Genomic DNA, 16,439 nt, shown 5'->3' with positions numbered 1-16,439 from the left:
GGATTTGATCCCTCCGCCCCCGCTCATTCTCGCAATATTAAAAGCCGCTACGCTCCTTTGATAAAAGGGGGGGGGCGAGACCCGCGGGCTGGGGCGCGCGCCCTCGCCGATGCCTTACCCGCCGATGGGTATGCCGCTACGGTGCGCGAGGTAGGCAATGGCGGATTTGCAGTCCAGCTTTGTCAAGGTAATTGCCCGGTACAGGAAGTGGCCGGCGAATTTCCGCAACTTTGCGAAGCGGAGACCCAAGCTTTTTCACGTCTTTTAGACGTACATGTGCAACGATTAGCGACTTTGGCTGATGGGGAGCATGTGTGCACCACTTCGGTGCCGATAGTGTTACCTTCTCCCAAAATTCTCCGTAAATCGGTGAACATGGCAGACTAGGGCAGGAAGAAACGACAAGAAGGAATAAAAACACAAATGACATCATCACCGCCGGTGATTGCCACAAAAGAGGAAAAAGAGGCTGCTGACCAGCAGGTTATTGACTCAATTGGCACTCAATATGAGTACGGATGGCACGACTCCGATGCAGCAGGGCAAAGCGCTCGGCGTGGCCTCGATGAGGACGTGGTGCGCTTTATCTCTGCCGAGAAGAACGAGCCCGAATGGATGCTCAAGCGTCGCCTGAAGGCTCTGAAAGTTTTTGAGCGCAAACCCATGCCGAACTGGGGGCCGGATCTATCGGATCTGGATATGGATCAGATTAAGTATTTTGTGCGCTCTACCGACAAGGTAGCCAATTCCTGGGAAGACCTGCCCGAGGACATTAAGAAAACCTATGATCGGCTGGGGATTCCGGAAGCGGAGCGTGAGAGCTTGGTCTCTGGGGTAGCCGCCCAGTATGAATCGGAAGTGGTCTACAATCAGATCCGCGGTGACCTGGAAAAACAAGGGGTAGTGTTTTTAGATACCGACACGGCTTTGCGGGAACACGAAGACCTCTTCAAACGCTTCTTCGGTAAGGCAGTGCCTGCCGGGGATAATAAGTTCGCTGCCCTGAACACTGCCGTATGGTCGGGGGGATCTTTCATCTACGTACCCAAAGGGGTACATGTAGAGATTCCCCTACAAGCTTATTTCCGGATCAACACCGAGAATATGGGGCAATTTGAGCGCACTCTGATCATTGCTGACGAGGGCTCTTACGTTCACTACGTGGAAGGGTGCACCGCCCCGATCTACAAATCTGATTCTCTACACTCCGCGATTGTAGAGATTTTCTGCCTCAAGGATGCCCGGGTGCGCTACACCACCATTCAGAACTGGTCGACTAATGTCTACAACCTGGTAACCCAGCGCGCGATCTGTGAAGAGGGCGCCACTATGGAATGGGTTGATGGCAATATGGGGTCAAAAACTAATATGAAGTACCCCTCGGTTTATTTGACTGGTAAGAATGCCCGGGGAGAGGCACTGTCCGTAGCATTCTCGGGAGAAGGGCAAAATCAAGATACCGGTGCAAAAATGTTGCATCTAGCGCCCAATACGTCCTCTTCAATTGTCTCGAAATCTATTTCCCGTAACGGAGGGCGTTCCTCCTACCGCGGTCTGGTACAGATCGCACCTGAGGCTAAACATTCTAAAGCGTCGGTAGTGTGTGATGCGCTGCTGGTAGACCAGATTTCCCGTACCGATACCTATCCTTATGTGGATATTCAAACCGATGACGTCGAGATGGGGCATGAGGCTACGGTTTCTAAAGTTAGTGCTGACCAGCTCTTTTATTTAATGAGTCGGGGGCTTAGTGAAACGGAAGCGATGGCGATGATTGTGCGCGGCTTTATTGAGCCGATCGCGCGGGAACTCCCAATGGAGTACGCCCTGGAGCTTAATCGCCTGATTGAACTGCAAATGGAAGGATCGGTGGGGTAATGGCCGAGATGGTAAAGCAGACAGGCCATAAAGTAGTTGCGGCTCCTTCCCGGGCGGATCGTCCCACCTCGTTTAACCTCGCCGATATCCCTATGCCTGGCGGACGCGAGGAAGATTGGCGGTTCACTCCGATAGAGCGGATAAAAATGCTGCTCGGGGATACTTTAGAGGGGGAGGCTCCCCGAGTTGAAGTTGCTGGGCAGACAGTGAACGAAACTAAGCGGGTTAAGCTGGGCACGTCCTCCTATGTGGAAATAGCTGCCGACAGTGATATTCACGGAAAAGTAGGTGCTCCCGGGGATCGCGCCGCGATTGTAGAGTGGAACAGTCACCGCGAACTGGTGAACGTAGTAATCGCGGAGTCGCTTAGCGAACCGGTACGTATTAAGGTGATCGGGGAAAATCGGCAGCCGGCAGCTCAGCATATCTGCATCGATGTGAAACCGGATGCGAAAGCTCTGGTGATCCTGGAGCACACCGGGGATGCCCAGTTGAACCAGGGGGTAGAAATCGATGTGGAATCTGGGGCGCAACTAGAATTTGTTTCTATCCAAGAGTGGGATAGAACGGCAGTTCACGCCAGTAACCACCGCATGAACGTGGAAAAAGATGCCAAGCTAAAGCATATTGCGATTACTTTGGGTGGCGACCTGGTGCGGATTTGTCCCGACATTGAACTGGATAAACCAGGCGCGGAAGTTGAACTGTTCGGTGTTTACTTCACCGACACTGATCAGCATCAAGAACACCGTCTGTTCGTCAACCACAGCGCTGAAAACTGCCGCTCCGATGTGCACTATAAAGGGGCACTGCAAGGTCAGCTGGCGCACGCAGTCTGGATTGGGGATGTGTTGATTGGTAAGCAAGCTTTCAACACCGATTCCTATGAACAAAACCGCAATCTGGTATTAAATGAGGGTGCCAAAGCTGATTCGGTACCTAACCTAGAGATTGAAAACGGCGAGATTGCGGGAGCCGGACATGCTTCGGCTACCGGACGCTTTGACGAGGAACAACTGTTCTACCTGCTCTCTAGGGGTATTCCAGAAGATATTGCCCGCAAAATGGTAGTTCATGGGTTCTTCGCGGAAGTTATTCGCCAAATCGGGATTGAGGAGATTGAAGAGCGTCTGCTCCACGCGATTGATGCCCGCTTGGAGAAAGGGCCGGATCCGCTATGAGCTTCGAAAAAGTTTGCGATCTTAGCGCCCTGGGGCCCGCGCAGGCACTACGCGCTGAAGTAATAGGCGCGCGAGGGAAAAAGATTCCAATCGCCGTGGTGCGTGATGAAGAAGGCGGCTGGCACGCAATAGACGCCCTGTGTACTCACGGAGACGTGGCATTAGACGAGGGCGACGTAGAAGGCTGCGCGATCGAATGTTGGGGGCACGGCGCCCAATTCGATCTCAATACTGGGCAGCCCACTTTGCCCGCTACCGAGCCAGTTAACTGTTATCAGCTTGAAATCAAAGGACAGGCGGTTTACGTTGACGCCTGCAGCCGCAGTAAAGGAAATGAATAAATGGGGAAACTAGAAGTTAAAGACCTGAAAGTTTCGGTAGAAACTCCCGAAGGGATAAAACATATTCTTAAGGGCGCCTCTCTAACGGTGAATTCGGGGGAGAAACACGCGATTATGGGGCCGAATGGTTCGGGTAAATCTACCCTTGCCTATTCGATTGCTGGTCACCCCGGTTACCATATCGAGGGCGGGGAAGTGCTCCTAGACGGGGTAAATATCCTGGAATCATCCCCAGATGATCGGGCGCGCGCCGGCTTATTCCTGGCAATGCAATACCCGGTGGAGGTTCCCGGAGTCACGGTATCTAACTTTTTGCGTACCGCCCGTACTGCAGTCGATGGACAGGCTCCGCCCGTGCGTACCTGGGTAAAAGAACTTAAAGAGGCCATGGAAGACCTGCGGGTAGACCCGCAGTTTGCTAACCGCGACCTCAACGCTGGTTTTTCCGGAGGAGAAAAGAAGCGGCTAGAGATCCTGCAAATGCAGATTCTGCATCCGAAGTTCGCCATTCTGGATGAAACTGACTCTGGCCTGGATATTGACGCTTTGCGCACTGTGTCTGCGGGGGTTAATCACGCCCACGAAAAACTCGGCTGTGGGCTGCTGGTAATCACTCACTATTCGCGGATTTTAAACTACATTAAGCCAGACTTCGTGCACGTATTCGCCAACGGGCGAATCGTGGATTCCGGAGGTAGCGAACTGGCAGACAAACTGGAAACCAGCGGGTACGACTCCTACCTGTAAGCCGCCTTACTGCTGAGGCAAGTTGCTGGTTTTTGAGAGGACATAGCTAATGGATTCTCCATTTTCCGATACGGAACTGGCGCGTTTGCGCGCCGATTTTCCGATTCTTTCTCGCACCGGACGGGGAGGAAAACCGATTGTCTATTTAGATGCGGCCGCGACCTCTCAAAAACCGCGTTCGGTGATGCAAGCCGAAAGTAGTTTTTACGAAAACTCTAATGGAGCGGTGCATCGGGGTACTCACCTGCTAGCCGATGAATCTAGCCAATATTTCGAGGACGCACGGGCGAAACTGGCTGGCTTTGTTGGAGCCTGCCCGGAAGAAATCGTGTGGACCAAGAATGCGACTGAGGCGCTAAATTTGGTGGCCTATGGCCTGTCTAACCCCGGGATTGATGGCGGGGCTCCCCTGATCGGTAAAGGTGATCGGGTGGTTACTACTCGGGCAGAGCATCACGCTAACCTGGTGCCGTGGCAGTTACTTAGCCAGCGCACCGGCTGCGAGTTCGCTTATCTGGATTTAGACCGCGAAGGGCGCATTGATCTGGAAACCCTGGATGCGATCACCGCGAACACCAAGGTAGTGGCGGTAACTCATGCCTCTAATGTGTCGGGGGCGATTACTGATATAGCGCCTATTATCCAGGCGGCTCACGCGGTGGGAGCTTGGGTAGTGTTAGACACCTGCCAATCCAGCGCGCATATGCCTTTAGATGTTAAAGCTCTGGGCACAGATTTCGCTTGTTTTTCCGGGCATAAAATGGCAGGCCCCACCGGTATTGGAGCGCTATATGGCCGCCGAGAATTGCTAGAGCAATTGCCGCCTTTTTTGGCAGGTGGCTCCATGATTACCGATGTCACCATGGACAAAACCAGTTTCCAACCTCTCCCGGAGCGTTTCGAGGCCGGATCGCAAGCGGTAGCCCAGATTCACGCTTGGGCGGTGGCACTCGATTACCTGCAGGAAGTGGGGATGGAGCGGATTCGTAGCCACGAATTGGCTTTGACTAAGTATCTGCTAGCAGGGCTCGCGACCGTAAAAGACCTAAGACTACTCGGGCCTGCTGATTACCACGAACGGGTAGGACTCGCGGCCTTTGATTTCGCGGGCATCCATCCCCATGACGTGGGGCAGGTATTAGATGCCGAGGACGTGGCGATTAGGGTGGGTCATCACTGCGCCCTCCCGCTGCACGCCCACTACGGGTTGCGATCCTCTTGTAGGGCATCGCTATCACTGACTTCTTCCCGCGAAGATATTGACCGGCTAATCGCCGGTCTAGAGGTTGTGCGTAGTTTCTTTTTGAGGGGGAATTAATGGTTTCAGCTCTTGACCAGCTTTATCAACAGGTGATTATGGATCACGCCGCGGAAAAACACGGCAGTGGCCAGGTAGAACCTTCGGACACCTCCTCCCATCAAGTTAATCCAACTTGTGGGGATGAGGTTACTTTAGAGGTTACTTTGGAGGGGGATAAGCTTTCACAGCTTGCATGGCAGGGGCAGGGATGTTCCATCTCGCAAGCATCGCTATCAATGATGAATGACCTGGTAGCGGGAAAATCGTTGACGGAAATTGAACAACTGTGGAAAGATTTTGACCACATGATGCATTCTCGCGGCCGCGAAGTTCCCGACGAAGTACTAGATACCTTAGAAGATGCGGCCAGCCTACAGGGAACCTCCAAGTTTCCAAACCGGGTAAAATGCGCCCTTTTAGGGTGGATGGCACTTAGAGAATCAATCGCCAAAACGCAAGCGAGGCAAGAAAATGAGTGAAGAACGTCCTTGGGAAAATACCTCTGAAGTCCCTCAACGCTTTCAGGAAGTGGCTGCTGGTAATGAAAATGCCGGTCCTTTTCAGCCCTCTAAAGCACATCATCACGCCGAGAATCAGGAGTTGGAGAGGGGTAATTCGAAAGCGGATAACCCCGCGAACCAGTCTGCAGAATCCGCTCCTCCTAATTCAAGTGAAAATCCGGCATCTGCCGGAGAATCTGCCGCGCTTCCTCCTGCAGGGGCTCTGCCTACGCAAGAGGACGTACTGGAGGCCTTAAAAGATGTAATCGACCCCGAACTTGGGATTAATATCGTAGATTTGGGATTGATTTACGGGGTAGATATTCAAGCCGATGGGGCAGTAATCGTCGAGATGACACTCACTTCTGCTGCCTGTCCGCTTACCGATATGTTGGAAGAACAAACCCAATGGGTGCTTGGCTCAATGGCCAGCAGAGTACAAATCAATTGGGTGTGGATGCCGCCGTGGGGGCCGGATCGGATTACGGAAGAAGGACGCGAACAGTTACGCGCTCTCGGCTTTAACGTCTAATGGGATAACATAGGCTTGCAGATAATCTAGCAAGGGGAAATCCATGATGCGTGGAGTCTGGTCCGAGGTCGGGAAACTAGAAAAAGTACTGGTACACCGGCCTGGGAGCGAAATTGATCGCCTGACTCCTTCAAATCGCGAGGAACTACTCTTTGACGATATTTTGTGGCTAGAGAAGGCTCGGGAAGATCACGATACCTTTAGCGCTACGCTTTCTTCCCAAGGCGCCCAAGTTGTGTATCTACGTGATCTTTTAGCCGAGACTTTAGAGTTAGCGTCGGCACGCAAATGGCTGTTAGAACAGACTGTTGATGACCGTCATTTTGGGGTGGCGCTTAGCGCTCCGCTTAGAGAGTACCTGGCGGAGCAGGAGAGCCGGAAGCTGGCGCAAATTATGATTAGCGGGCTTACCCGCGCAGAAATCGAGTCTCAACTAGGAGCGGTAGCCTCCACTGTTTTGGCGCGAGTAGAAACGGAAGATTTTATCTTAGCGCCGCTCCCTAACCACCTGTTTACCCGGGATACTTCCGCCTGGATTGGCAGGGGAGTTATGCTCTCGGCCATGAAAAAGACTGCCCGGCGCCGCGAAACTCTGAACTTGCAGGCTATCTACCGCTTCCACCCAGATTTTAGCGATAATCTTACCCAGTTTGGCGCGGGGGTAGCCGACACTCCCGCCTCCACCGAGGGCGGGGATGTAGAAATACTCTCGGAAAACTCGGTATTGGTGGGGATTTCGGAACGCACCAGCCCGGCAGGTTTCGAGCGCCTTGCTTCCCGTCTGCTCCGGGATTCGTCCTCGTCAATAGAAATGGTCACGGGACTACTAATGCCGATGGAGCGAGCCCAAATGCATTTAGATACGGTGCTGACGATGATTAATCGCGATACTTTCTATAAATACAAGAAGCTGGGGATGTTGGCGAGTGTTACTGCTCGCCGAGGCGCAGACGGTCAAATCTCTTGGCAGATGCACCCGGAAGCCGAAATGCATGAGATTCTTGCCCAGGCGGCGGGAGTAAGCGCGGTTAATATTCTGCAAACCCCACAATCCGATAGTGGAGCTGAACGGGGGCAATGGAATGATGCTTGTAACCTGCTGGCACTTCGTGAAAACGTGGTGACTTCCTATGACCGCAACTGGCAAACCATCGATTACTTGCGCTCCCAGGGGGTAAAGGTTTTAGAAGTTCCCAGTGCAGAGCTTGGGCGCGGGCGCGGCGGGCCGCGCTGCATGACCTGTCCGTTATCGCGAGCTGCTGTTGAATAAATAAAGGGTCTGAATCGGGTAAACAGATTTAGCTCAATAGTAAGAAATAAATAGAAAGGTTAAACTGTGGCATTACTATCTGGTCGCCATTTTCTAAAGGAACTCGATTTTACCTCCGAAGAGTGGCGGTATCTGCTGGATTTGGCGGCGCAGCTAAAAACAGCCAAACGCGCGGGAAGCGAACAGCCTTATTTGAAAGGTAAAAATATCGCCCTCATTTTTGAAAAAACTTCTACCCGCACGCGCTGCTCTTTTGAAGTAGCTGCCTACGACCAGGGTGCACACGTAACCTTTCTTGACCCGATGGCCTCCCAGATTGGGCATAAGGAATCTATGGCGGACACTGCGCAAGTGCTGGGGCGCTTCTATGACGGCATTGAGTTTCGAGGACGTCGTCAAGAGGACGTAGAAACTTTGGCGCGCCTATCGGGGGTGCCGGTTTGGAACGGCCTGACCGATGAGTGGCATCCCACGCAAATGCTTTGTGACCAGCTAACTATGATGGAGCATTCCGGACGCGACTTGCACGATATTTCCTTTGCGTATCTGGGTGATGCCCGCAATAATATGTCGAATTCGCTGCTGATTTCCGGGGCAATGATGGGTATGGATGTGCGAATTATCGGCCCAAAGCAGCTGTGGAATGAACAGTGCTGGATTGATAAAGCCCATGAAATTGCGGCGCAGACCGGCGCGAAAGTCACCCACACCGATGACCCGGCTGCTGGGGTTAAGGGCGCAGATTTCTTGTATACCGATGTTTGGGTTTCGATGGGGGAGCCGAAAGAAGTCTGGGATGAGCGGATTAAGCTGCTCTTGCCCTACCAGGTGAATGCCCAGCTAATGGCGGAAGCTGGAGAGCAGGCAAAGTTTTTGCACTGCCTGCCTGCTTTTCATGACCGCGCCACCACCGTGGGGGAGGATATTTACCAAAAAACTGGTCTAGATGCCTTAGAAGTTACCGATGAAGTTTTCTGTGGGGAACGCTCAGTAGTATTTGACCAGGCCGAAAACCGAATGCATACCATTAAAGCCGTGATGGTAGCTACTTTGGGGACGCTAACCGACTAGCATAGTCAGGTACTGAAAAGGGGGGCTCCCGGCCAATGGCCGGGAGCCACCCCTAATGATTTAACCGTCAGATAGGTGAACTAAGCAGACTATCCAAGTAGAGGTAGTAGATCCCCAATCCCGTTGAACACCGCCTTGGGACGATAGGGGAACTTCTGGATATCCTCCCGGGAAGTTGAACCTGATAACACTAGGTAGGAATCCATACCGCTCTCGACCCCGGCATGAATATCAGTGTCCATGCGGTCACCAACCATGGCCGCGTCCTCAGAGTGGGCGCCCAGCTTGTTTAGTCCCGCCCGGAACATCACCGGATTTGGCTTACCCACAAAATAGGGCTGGCGTCCGGTAGCCCTGGTGATCATTGCCGCCACTGAACCCACCGCGGGCAGAGTTCCGTCCTCGGAAGGGCCGGTAGTGTCCGGGTTGGTGCAAATGAACTTCGCGCCCTTTTCGATTAGTCGAATCGCTTTGGTAATATTCACGAAATCGTAGAAGCGGGTTTCACCTAGGACAACGTATTCCGGATCGGTTTCAGTCATGATATAACCGGTTTCGTGGATCGCAGTGGTTAAACCGGCCTCTCCAATGACGAAAGCCGTAGAGTTGGGGGACTGGCTATTTAAGAAATCGGCAGTAGCATTAGCCGAAGTCCAGATGCGGTCTTCGGGAACCTCTAATCCCGAGGATGCCAACCGTGCCGATAGGTCGCGGTTGGTATAGATAGAGTTGTTGGTCAGTACCAAGAACGGAATACTGTTTCCTTTTAGAGTTTCAATAAACTCGTGTGCTCCTGGTAGTGCCAAGGATTCGTGCACCAGCACCCCATCCATATCGGTCATCCAGGCTTTAGGTTTACGCAATTCACTAATATCGCTCATACCCCCATCCTAGCGGGGACATACCGCAAATGCTTATCTCTAAAGTCCTGTTATCCGCCTATTTACCATCGCGAAGCCTCAAGTAATCAATGCCGAGCCACCGGAGCTATGCCAGGCGTGAAAGCGCTGCAAATCCAGGGTTAGTTTTATGTAGTACCCGTCGCGGAAATAAAAGGAGCGCGACGGTTAACTCTTTGATGAGCGGCTAGTTTGCTCGCATATCTAGCACTTGGGCGGCGGTGGCCGCATCGATTACTAGCCGATTAGCGTAGCCGTGTTCCAGGGCGACTCTGATGATCGCTACTTTTGCGCCTCCGCCAGCAACCATTATTTTTTCGGGAATTCTGCGCAGTTGCGCGAGAGTGACCGCCATCGTGCGGTCATTTAGTTCCGGCAGACACACCCGGCCATGGGTGTCGATGAAACGAGAACAAATATCGCCGACTGCTTTCTGCTCTAAAAATAGTTTCACATCGCGTGAGAGGGTAGGCAGGGTCAAAAGATAGGAACTTTTGGCCGCATCTCCCACGGTAAAAACGGCTACCTGCGAGTCTCGTCCTCGTTTCAAAGCTGCCGCCACCTGCTTTTCTTTCATCATTGCCTCTTTAGCTTCGGCGCTTTGAAATACGGTGGGTGCTCCTAAAAGGTGTGCCTTGGCCTTAAAAGCCTCGGCGAAACGATTAACTGCCTCGATTTCGCTTTGTCCGCGCGCGAACCCGCCTACCCCTCCGCGCAGTTGCACGATCTCTACATTCTTACGCGGTTGGGTGGTGAGGTTTTTAGAGATTTCTTCAACGGTGCGAGACCAGGAAACCCCCACCATGTCCCCATCTTTAATCACCTTTTCCACCATTCGGGCTCCGGCTTCTCCTAGCGCTTTGCGGACTTCACTATCTGCGGGAGCGCTGGGGTAAACCACCACCGCCTCCTCTAAGCCGAACCGGGATTTTAGTGCATTTGCGGCCGAAGAATCCGCTAGCCGAGGATCATTAACCGTGATTTTCACGTATCCTTTGGCGCGTGCATAGCGCAACAGTTTAGAAACGGTAGGGCGCGAAATTCCCAGCCGCGCTGCCACTTCATTTTGGGGAAGGCCCCCATAGTAGGCTTTGGCGGCATCAATAGCTTGAATGTCTTTGCGGCTAAGATTTACGGGCATGACTTTTCCCTTTGTTATGGCACCTTTGCTACAGCACTATTGTAATCGCCCGCCCCAGCAGGGATAGCTATTTCCATCGCGTTTTTATGGCGGGCAATAGCCGTATCGGTTTTAACTACTGGCAGCTCCTGGGTAGAATCCACACCGTGATAAATGCGCAAGATATGGAAGTGCGGATCGGGCAGCGGCTCTTGGTCTCCCGCACCAATTTGCGGATTGATAAAGGAATGCGAATCGGCCTAGTCGGGCGCAATGGCGCTGGTAAAACCACTACTATGCGCTTGATAGCGGCGCTGGTGGCTCTAGGTAAACATCGCTCCAGCGGTTCCCTTAGCGAGGACGAAGCCCAAGAACTAATCGACAATATCGATTTTCAAGGCAAAGTAACTTCCTCCGGGTCGGTAGGGTATCTGTCACAAGACCCAGCAGTGGGGGTGAAACAAAAGGACGGAATTTCTCGGATAATGGCGGTGCGGGATTTGGATCGCACTTTGCGAGCAATCGAGAATGCCCAAGAAAAAATGTCCACCACCAGCGGGGAAACCCAGGCGAAGACGATAGAAAGATACGCGCGCCTGGATGAAGAGTTTACCCGGTTAGGGGGTTATGCTGCCCGCTCGGAAGCTATGCAGATAGCCCATAACTTAGGGTTAGACCAAGCCGCGCTCACTCAGCCGCTGGCGACCCTTTCCGGAGGACAGCGCCGTCGGGTAGAACTGGCGCGAGTACTGTTTTCCCAGCCGGATGTACTGCTTTTAGATGAGCCCACCAACCACTTAGACCATGACTCCATTATTTGGCTCCGCGATTTTCTGCGTACCTATGCTGGCGGCTTCGTGATGGTTACCCACTCTACAGCGCTACTACAAGACACGGTAAACCAGGTTTGGTACCTGGATGCCTCGCGCGCGGTTATCGACCAATATAAACTCGGCTGGGATGCCTACTTGAAGCAACGCGCCCAAGATGAGGCGCGGCGGCGCCGGGAGCGCCAAAACGCTTTAGCGAAAGCGCAGGCATTGCGCGAGCAAGGCGAAAAAATGCGAGCCAAAGCCACTAAAGCAGTCGCGGCGCAACAAATGCTGCGGAGAGCCGAAGAACTAATTAAAGAGGCCGGAACTGAAACCAAAGCCGAAAAAGTTGCCCGCCTGCGTTTTCCTACTCCGCTAGCTTGCGGTAAAGTGCCGCTAAATGCGCGCGGCCTCGCGAAATCATATGGCAGCTTAGAGGTATTTAGCGGCCTAGATTTATCAATCGACCGCGGCAGCAAAGTGGTGGTACTCGGGGAAAACGGAGCCGGGAAAACCACGCTGCTGCGCTTACTAAACGGGATCGAGGACGCGGACGCGGGGGAAGTTGTTCCCGGTCACGGCCTCAAACTGGGATACTATGCCCAAGAACACGAAACCTTGGATCCGGCTCGCACGGTTTACGAAAATATGACCGCGGCGGCTCCCGATCTAGATGAAACCCATGTGCGCAACATTTTAGGGCAGTTTTTATTTTCCGGGGAGGACGCTTTTAAGCCGGCCAGTGTGCTTTCGGGGGGAGAAAAAACCCGGCTAGCTTTAGCCACCTTGGTGGTAAGTGGCGCCAATGTGCTGCTACTAGATGAACCTACCAATAACCTGGATCCAGCGTCTCGGGAAGAAATCTTGCACGCCCTCGACCAATACGAGGGAGCAGTAGTACTGGTGACCCACGATCCGGGGGCGGTACAGGCGCTCAATCCGCAGCGGGTGTTGCTCCTGCCAGATGGGGACGAGGATTTATGGAGTGATGACTACCTGGATTTAGTCGAGTTGACGTAGCTAGGTGCCGGCCTTGGTCAGTGCTTTGCTGGCGGTAGCGGGTAATCCGGGGATTAATCCAAAGTTGCCGTATCAATCTCGCTAAAAGGAATCACTTTAGTGGGAAAAGAGCGATAAGCCAGGTATTGCTGCAAAAACTCGGCGTGTTCATCGCAAGTCAGCCAGGTTTTATGTACGGGGCGGGGAATCTTGGGGTTACGCCACAATACCGCTTTGGTCGCCGGGTTTTCGCACCGGCGGGCTGAACAGATGTTATCTTCTGGTCCTTTAGCTAAAGCCATGTTTCTCCTTGTCCTTAGTTTTCATTCTAGAGACATAGCTAGGATAGGGCTATGAGTTACGATTTAACCCTGGTACGCCACGCCCAGGCTGGTTACGGCCAGGGCGACCACTCTCGTCCCTTGACCCCGGGTGGGGTGCGGCAGTCGCGAGAGCTGGGAGCGTTATTGGTTAAAGAGGGGGTCGAGGTCGAGCTGATATTGCATTCTACGGCGGCTCGCGCCAGACAAACTGCGGGGCAGCTGGGGCAATCCTACCCCGGCGTGCAACTACTGGCAGAGGATGAGCTATACCATTGCTCCCCAGAGCGGCTATTGCGTCTAGTGGAAGAGTATAAACCGGCAGGTGGTAAAGCTATTTTGGTAGTGGGACATGAGCCGATTATCTCGATGACTGCCCAGCTGTTAGCTCCGGAAAACGCCGGCATTCCCTGTGGAGTATCCACCGCTACCGCTATTGCTTTTCACGTTCGCTCGTTTAATCATCTTGGCTCTGGTAGCGGGGAGCTAACTGGGGTTTTTCACGCTCCGCTGCGCGCCTAGACATGAGGGATACCCTGACATTTTCATTGTGAACTAGCTTTGCTTTATTGCCTAACGCGCTGTTAGAGACAGCGCGGGGGGCACTTCAAAAGAAGTGCTCCCCGGTAACTTAGAGAGATTTAGCTTAATGATCGACGATAGTTCCCTTGGGGACTACGGTGATCCCGCCCTCGGAAATTGTAAAGCCGCGTTCGCGGTCTTTATCATGATCAATGCCGATCTGTACCCCTTCCGCGACCCGCACATTCTTATCCAAGATGGCATTGTGGATCACGGCGGAGCGTTCCACATCTACACCATTCATTAACACTGAGCCGTCCACCGAAGAGAAAGAATGCAAATGCACTCGGGGAGAGAGCATGGAACGTTCCACGCGTGACCCGGAAATGATTACCCCCGGAGAAACAATCGAATCCAGAGCCATGCCGCGGCGGTTCTCATCGCTAAAGGTGCTCTTGGCAGGGGGCAGCCAAGCGTCTAGCTTCGTATAGGTTGGCCAGTCAAAGTTATACAGGTTAAATACCGGAGACACCGACAGCAGATCCAGGTGCGCTTCGTAGAAGGCATCGATAGTGCCGACATCGCGCCAATAGTCACGGTCACGATCGGTAGCGCCCGGAACCTCGTTTTCAATGAAGTCATAGCAGTTCACCCCGCCATGCTCTACGAAATAGGGCACCAGATCCCCGCCCATATCGTGGTTAGAATCTTCATTCTCAGCGTCTGCTTGTAGGGCTGCCACTAGATCTTTAGTGGTAAACACATAGTTACCCATTGAAGCCAAGAACTTAGTGGGATCATCAGGTAGACCCTCGCAGGTATCGGGTTTTTCGATGAAGCGATTAATCGTTCCGTTCGTTTGGTCAATGACCCCAAAAGCACTGGAAAGCTCAATCGGTTGCCGAATCCCGGCAACCGTACAAGGCAGGCCGGATTTAATGTGGTCATCGACCATTTGTGAAAAGTCCATCCGATAGATATTGTCCGCGCCAATAATCAGGACGTAGTCAGGGTCCTCATCACGCACAATGTTTAGCGACTGGTAGACCGCATCTGCGCTGCCCAAATACCAGTGCTTTCCGCGCCGCTGCTGGGCGGGAACGGGGGCTACATAGTTGCTCAGCAAATCTGACATCCGCCAGGTGGTGGCTAAGTGGCGGTCTAGCGAGTGCGATTTGTATTGGGTGAGTACCACCGAGCGGAGATAACCGGAGTTCACCACATTGGAAAGCGCGAAATCGATCAAGCGGTAGGTTCCACCAAAGGGAACCGCCGGTTTTGCTCTATCTAAAGTAAGGGGCATCAGGCGCTTGCCTTCGCCGCCAGCCAGAATCATTGCTAACACATTATTTTTTCCCATGACGTCAGCTTATGCCAAGCTCTAGGGCTGGCGCGGGGATTTGAGCTTGATTAATTAAAAGGTAATAGTCCGCTTACGTAGAATTTATTAAATATTAGTCTTCCGCTTTTTGCCTTGTCCTAGAATCCAGCGCAGAGTCTTTCCTTGGGATAAGTGTTTTTGGTGCGGGGCAGGAGCGGAGGATTTCCCGTTTTTGCCCCGTGCCTTCACGATTCCACTAATCTAGTAGATAGCGGCAAAATTAAAGGTCACTTAGGAAAGGATCCCTAAAATGCGTGTCGATTTGTTGAGCCGAGAATATCCCCCTCATGTCTATGGTGGCGCTGGCGTCCATGTAACTGAGTTGGCGAAAGTATTAGCGGAAAGAATTGAGGTGGGGGTACATTGCTTCGATGGCTCTCGTCCCGATAGTGGCGGGAGAATCAAAGTTACGGGATATGACTATTGCGCCAAACAAGACGGAGCAAACGCCGCGCTGCGTACCCTGGGGATCGATTTACAGATGGCGCAGCATTGCGACCAAGCCGACTTGGTGCACTCCCACACTTGGTATGCCAATATGGCTGGTCACTGGGCAAAGAAACTGTACGAGATTCCGCATGTGGTGACGGCTCATTCTTTAGAGCCGCTCCGTCCTTGGAAACGGGAACAATTAGGTGGCGGCTATAACCTGTCATCCTGGGCCGAAGAAACTGCCTATCTGGCAGCCGATGCGGTGGTGGGGGTCTCCCACGGGATGAAGGAAGATATTTTACGGGCCTACCCACAGATAGACCCGGATAAGGTTCACGTTATCCATAATGGTTTGGATCTAAGCGATTGGGCGCTACCTACCGACCAGGAAGCGGTTGCCGAAACCCTATCTAAATACGGCATCGACCCGGAGGTGCCGACAGTGGTTTTCGTAGGGCGGATAACCCGCCAAAAGGGTCTGCCCCACTTCTTGCAAGCGATCAAACAAATTCCGGTAGATTCTCAGGTAGTACTGTGTGCCGGGGCACCCGACACCCCGGAGATTGAAAAAGAAGTACGCGAATTGGTTGACGAATTATCAGCGGAGCGCAGCGGAATCATCTGGATTGAACAGATGCTCCCGCACGACCAGCTGGTCAACATCTTGTCGGCAGCGCAAGTATTTGTTACCCCCTCGATTTATGAACCGATGGGGATTGTCAATTTGGAGGCAGCCGCAATGGAGCTGCCGGTGGTAGGGACTGCTACCGGTGGAATTCCCGATTGCATTGCCGAGGGCGAGACCGGTTATCTAGTGCCGATCGAACAGTTAACTGACGGCAGCGGTACCCCCACGAATCCCAAGAAATTCCACCGAGATATGGCCGAACGCATCACTAAGCTGGTGGAGAATCCCGATCTGGCCAAAAAAATGGGTAAAGCTGGACGTAAACGGGTGGAACAAAAATTCTCTTGGCAGACTGTTGCCGATAAAACTGTGGAACTATACCGCTCTCTGTTATAGAGCCAGTACGCACCTAAAAGTCTGCTAGCTGCAGCGGGGGGGGGGGCCGTTGGGGGCTTTAATCTTCCCCGCGAGCCCGAAGCCCTCGGCGCGGCCGTCGCCCGCGCCGT

Annotated in this window: 17 protein-coding genes; 13 read left to right on the top strand and 4 right to left on the bottom strand. The window is 53.0% G+C overall.

Annotated features, from left to right (window positions below; genetic code table 11):
• The 10 genes from RDM26_RS07190 to argF all read left to right on the top strand — a co-directional run.
• The coding region (locus tag RDM26_RS07190; RefSeq protein WP_374041829.1) for a helix-turn-helix transcriptional regulator at window positions 1-387 on the top strand (387 nt) is incomplete at its 5' end.
• A 36-nt stretch (window positions 388-423) separates the two neighbouring features.
• Complete coding sequence (gene sufB / locus RDM26_RS07185) at window positions 424-1,878, top strand: Fe-S cluster assembly protein SufB (protein WP_024059094.1); 1,455 nt, start codon at window positions 424-426, stop codon at window positions 1,876-1,878.
• A complete protein-coding gene (sufD, locus tag RDM26_RS07180; RefSeq protein WP_307738297.1) occupies window positions 1,878-3,059 on the top strand; it encodes a Fe-S cluster assembly protein SufD in 1,182 nt (393 codons plus the stop codon). Before sufB ends, sufD begins: the two co-directional genes overlap by 1 nt.
• Window positions 3,056-3,400: a Rieske 2Fe-2S domain-containing protein gene (locus RDM26_RS07175; protein WP_307738296.1), complete on the top strand. Its 345-nt coding sequence runs from the start codon at window positions 3,056-3,058 to the stop codon at window positions 3,398-3,400. Before sufD ends, RDM26_RS07175 begins: the two co-directional genes overlap by 4 nt.
• Window positions 3,401-4,147, top strand: coding sequence for a Fe-S cluster assembly ATPase SufC (gene sufC, locus RDM26_RS07170; RefSeq protein WP_024059091.1), 747 nt, complete (start codon window positions 3,401-3,403; stop codon window positions 4,145-4,147).
• Window positions 4,148-4,196: 49 nt separating this feature from the next.
• Window positions 4,197-5,465, top strand: a complete 1,269-nt coding sequence (locus RDM26_RS07165; RefSeq protein WP_307738295.1) for a SufS family cysteine desulfurase — start codon at window positions 4,197-4,199, stop codon at window positions 5,463-5,465.
• The gene (sufU, locus tag RDM26_RS07160; RefSeq protein WP_024059089.1) at window positions 5,465-5,926 is read left to right on the top strand and encodes a Fe-S cluster assembly sulfur transfer protein SufU; all 462 of its coding nucleotides are present in this window, start codon (window positions 5,465-5,467) and stop codon (window positions 5,924-5,926) included. The genes RDM26_RS07165 and sufU overlap by 1 nt, the downstream gene beginning before the upstream one ends.
• 121 nt (window positions 5,927-6,047) lie before the next feature.
• Entirely contained in the window at window positions 6,048-6,479 is a 432-nt protein-coding gene (locus RDM26_RS07155; protein ID WP_038109799.1) for a metal-sulfur cluster assembly factor, read from the top strand.
• Between the two features lie 43 nt (window positions 6,480-6,522).
• Complete coding sequence (locus RDM26_RS07150) at window positions 6,523-7,749, top strand: arginine deiminase (protein WP_024059087.1); 1,227 nt, start codon at window positions 6,523-6,525, stop codon at window positions 7,747-7,749.
• 66 nt (window positions 7,750-7,815) lie between these two features.
• On the top strand, window positions 7,816-8,820 hold the full coding sequence (gene argF, locus RDM26_RS07145) for an ornithine carbamoyltransferase (RefSeq protein WP_024059086.1): 1,005 nt from the start codon (window positions 7,816-7,818) through the stop codon (window positions 8,818-8,820).
• A gap of 89 nt (window positions 8,821-8,909) precedes the next feature.
• Here argF and RDM26_RS07140 read toward each other — a convergent pair whose 3' ends face one another.
• On the bottom strand, window positions 8,910-9,701 hold the full coding sequence (locus RDM26_RS07140; protein WP_307738294.1) for an HAD-IIA family hydrolase: 792 nt from the start codon (window positions 9,699-9,701) through the stop codon (window positions 8,910-8,912).
• 205 nt (window positions 9,702-9,906) lie between these two features.
• Complete coding sequence (locus RDM26_RS07135; protein ID WP_307738293.1) at window positions 9,907-10,860, bottom strand: sugar-binding domain-containing protein; 954 nt, start codon at window positions 10,858-10,860, stop codon at window positions 9,907-9,909.
• Between the two features lie 146 nt (window positions 10,861-11,006).
• Between RDM26_RS07135 and RDM26_RS07130 the strand changes: the two genes are divergently transcribed.
• Window positions 11,007-12,671 carry an ATP-binding cassette domain-containing protein gene (locus tag RDM26_RS07130; RefSeq protein ID WP_307738298.1) on the top strand — a complete coding sequence of 555 codons (1,665 nt, stop codon included), beginning with the start codon at window positions 11,007-11,009 and terminating at the stop codon, window positions 12,669-12,671.
• 53 nt (window positions 12,672-12,724) lie between these two features.
• Here RDM26_RS07130 and RDM26_RS07125 read toward each other — a convergent pair whose 3' ends face one another.
• On the bottom strand, window positions 12,725-12,952 hold the full coding sequence (locus RDM26_RS07125) for a hypothetical protein (protein ID WP_307738292.1): 228 nt from the start codon (window positions 12,950-12,952) through the stop codon (window positions 12,725-12,727).
• Between the two features lie 51 nt (window positions 12,953-13,003).
• On the opposite strand from RDM26_RS07125, the gene RDM26_RS07120 reads away from it, so the two are divergent.
• Window positions 13,004-13,492, top strand: coding sequence for a histidine phosphatase family protein (locus tag RDM26_RS07120; protein WP_307738291.1), 489 nt, complete (start codon window positions 13,004-13,006; stop codon window positions 13,490-13,492).
• Window positions 13,493-13,616: 124 nt separating this feature from the next.
• On the opposite strand, the gene RDM26_RS07115 is transcribed toward RDM26_RS07120, so the two are convergent.
• Window positions 13,617-14,852: a glucose-1-phosphate adenylyltransferase gene (locus RDM26_RS07115; protein WP_307738290.1), complete on the bottom strand. Its 1,236-nt coding sequence runs from the start codon at window positions 14,850-14,852 to the stop codon at window positions 13,617-13,619.
• A gap of 271 nt (window positions 14,853-15,123) precedes the next feature.
• Between RDM26_RS07115 and glgA the strand changes: the two genes are divergently transcribed.
• Window positions 15,124-16,329 (top strand): glycogen synthase, encoded by a 1,206-nt coding sequence (gene glgA, locus RDM26_RS07110; RefSeq protein WP_307738289.1) that lies wholly within the window; start codon window positions 15,124-15,126, stop codon window positions 16,327-16,329.
• Window positions 16,330-16,439: the final 110 nt, after the last annotated feature.

It is taken from the genome of uncultured Varibaculum sp., from assembly GCF_902489465.1.
GTDB lineage: Bacteria > Actinomycetota > Actinomycetes > Actinomycetales > Actinomycetaceae > Varibaculum.
This window is presented reverse-complemented; position numbering and strand designations above follow the sequence as displayed.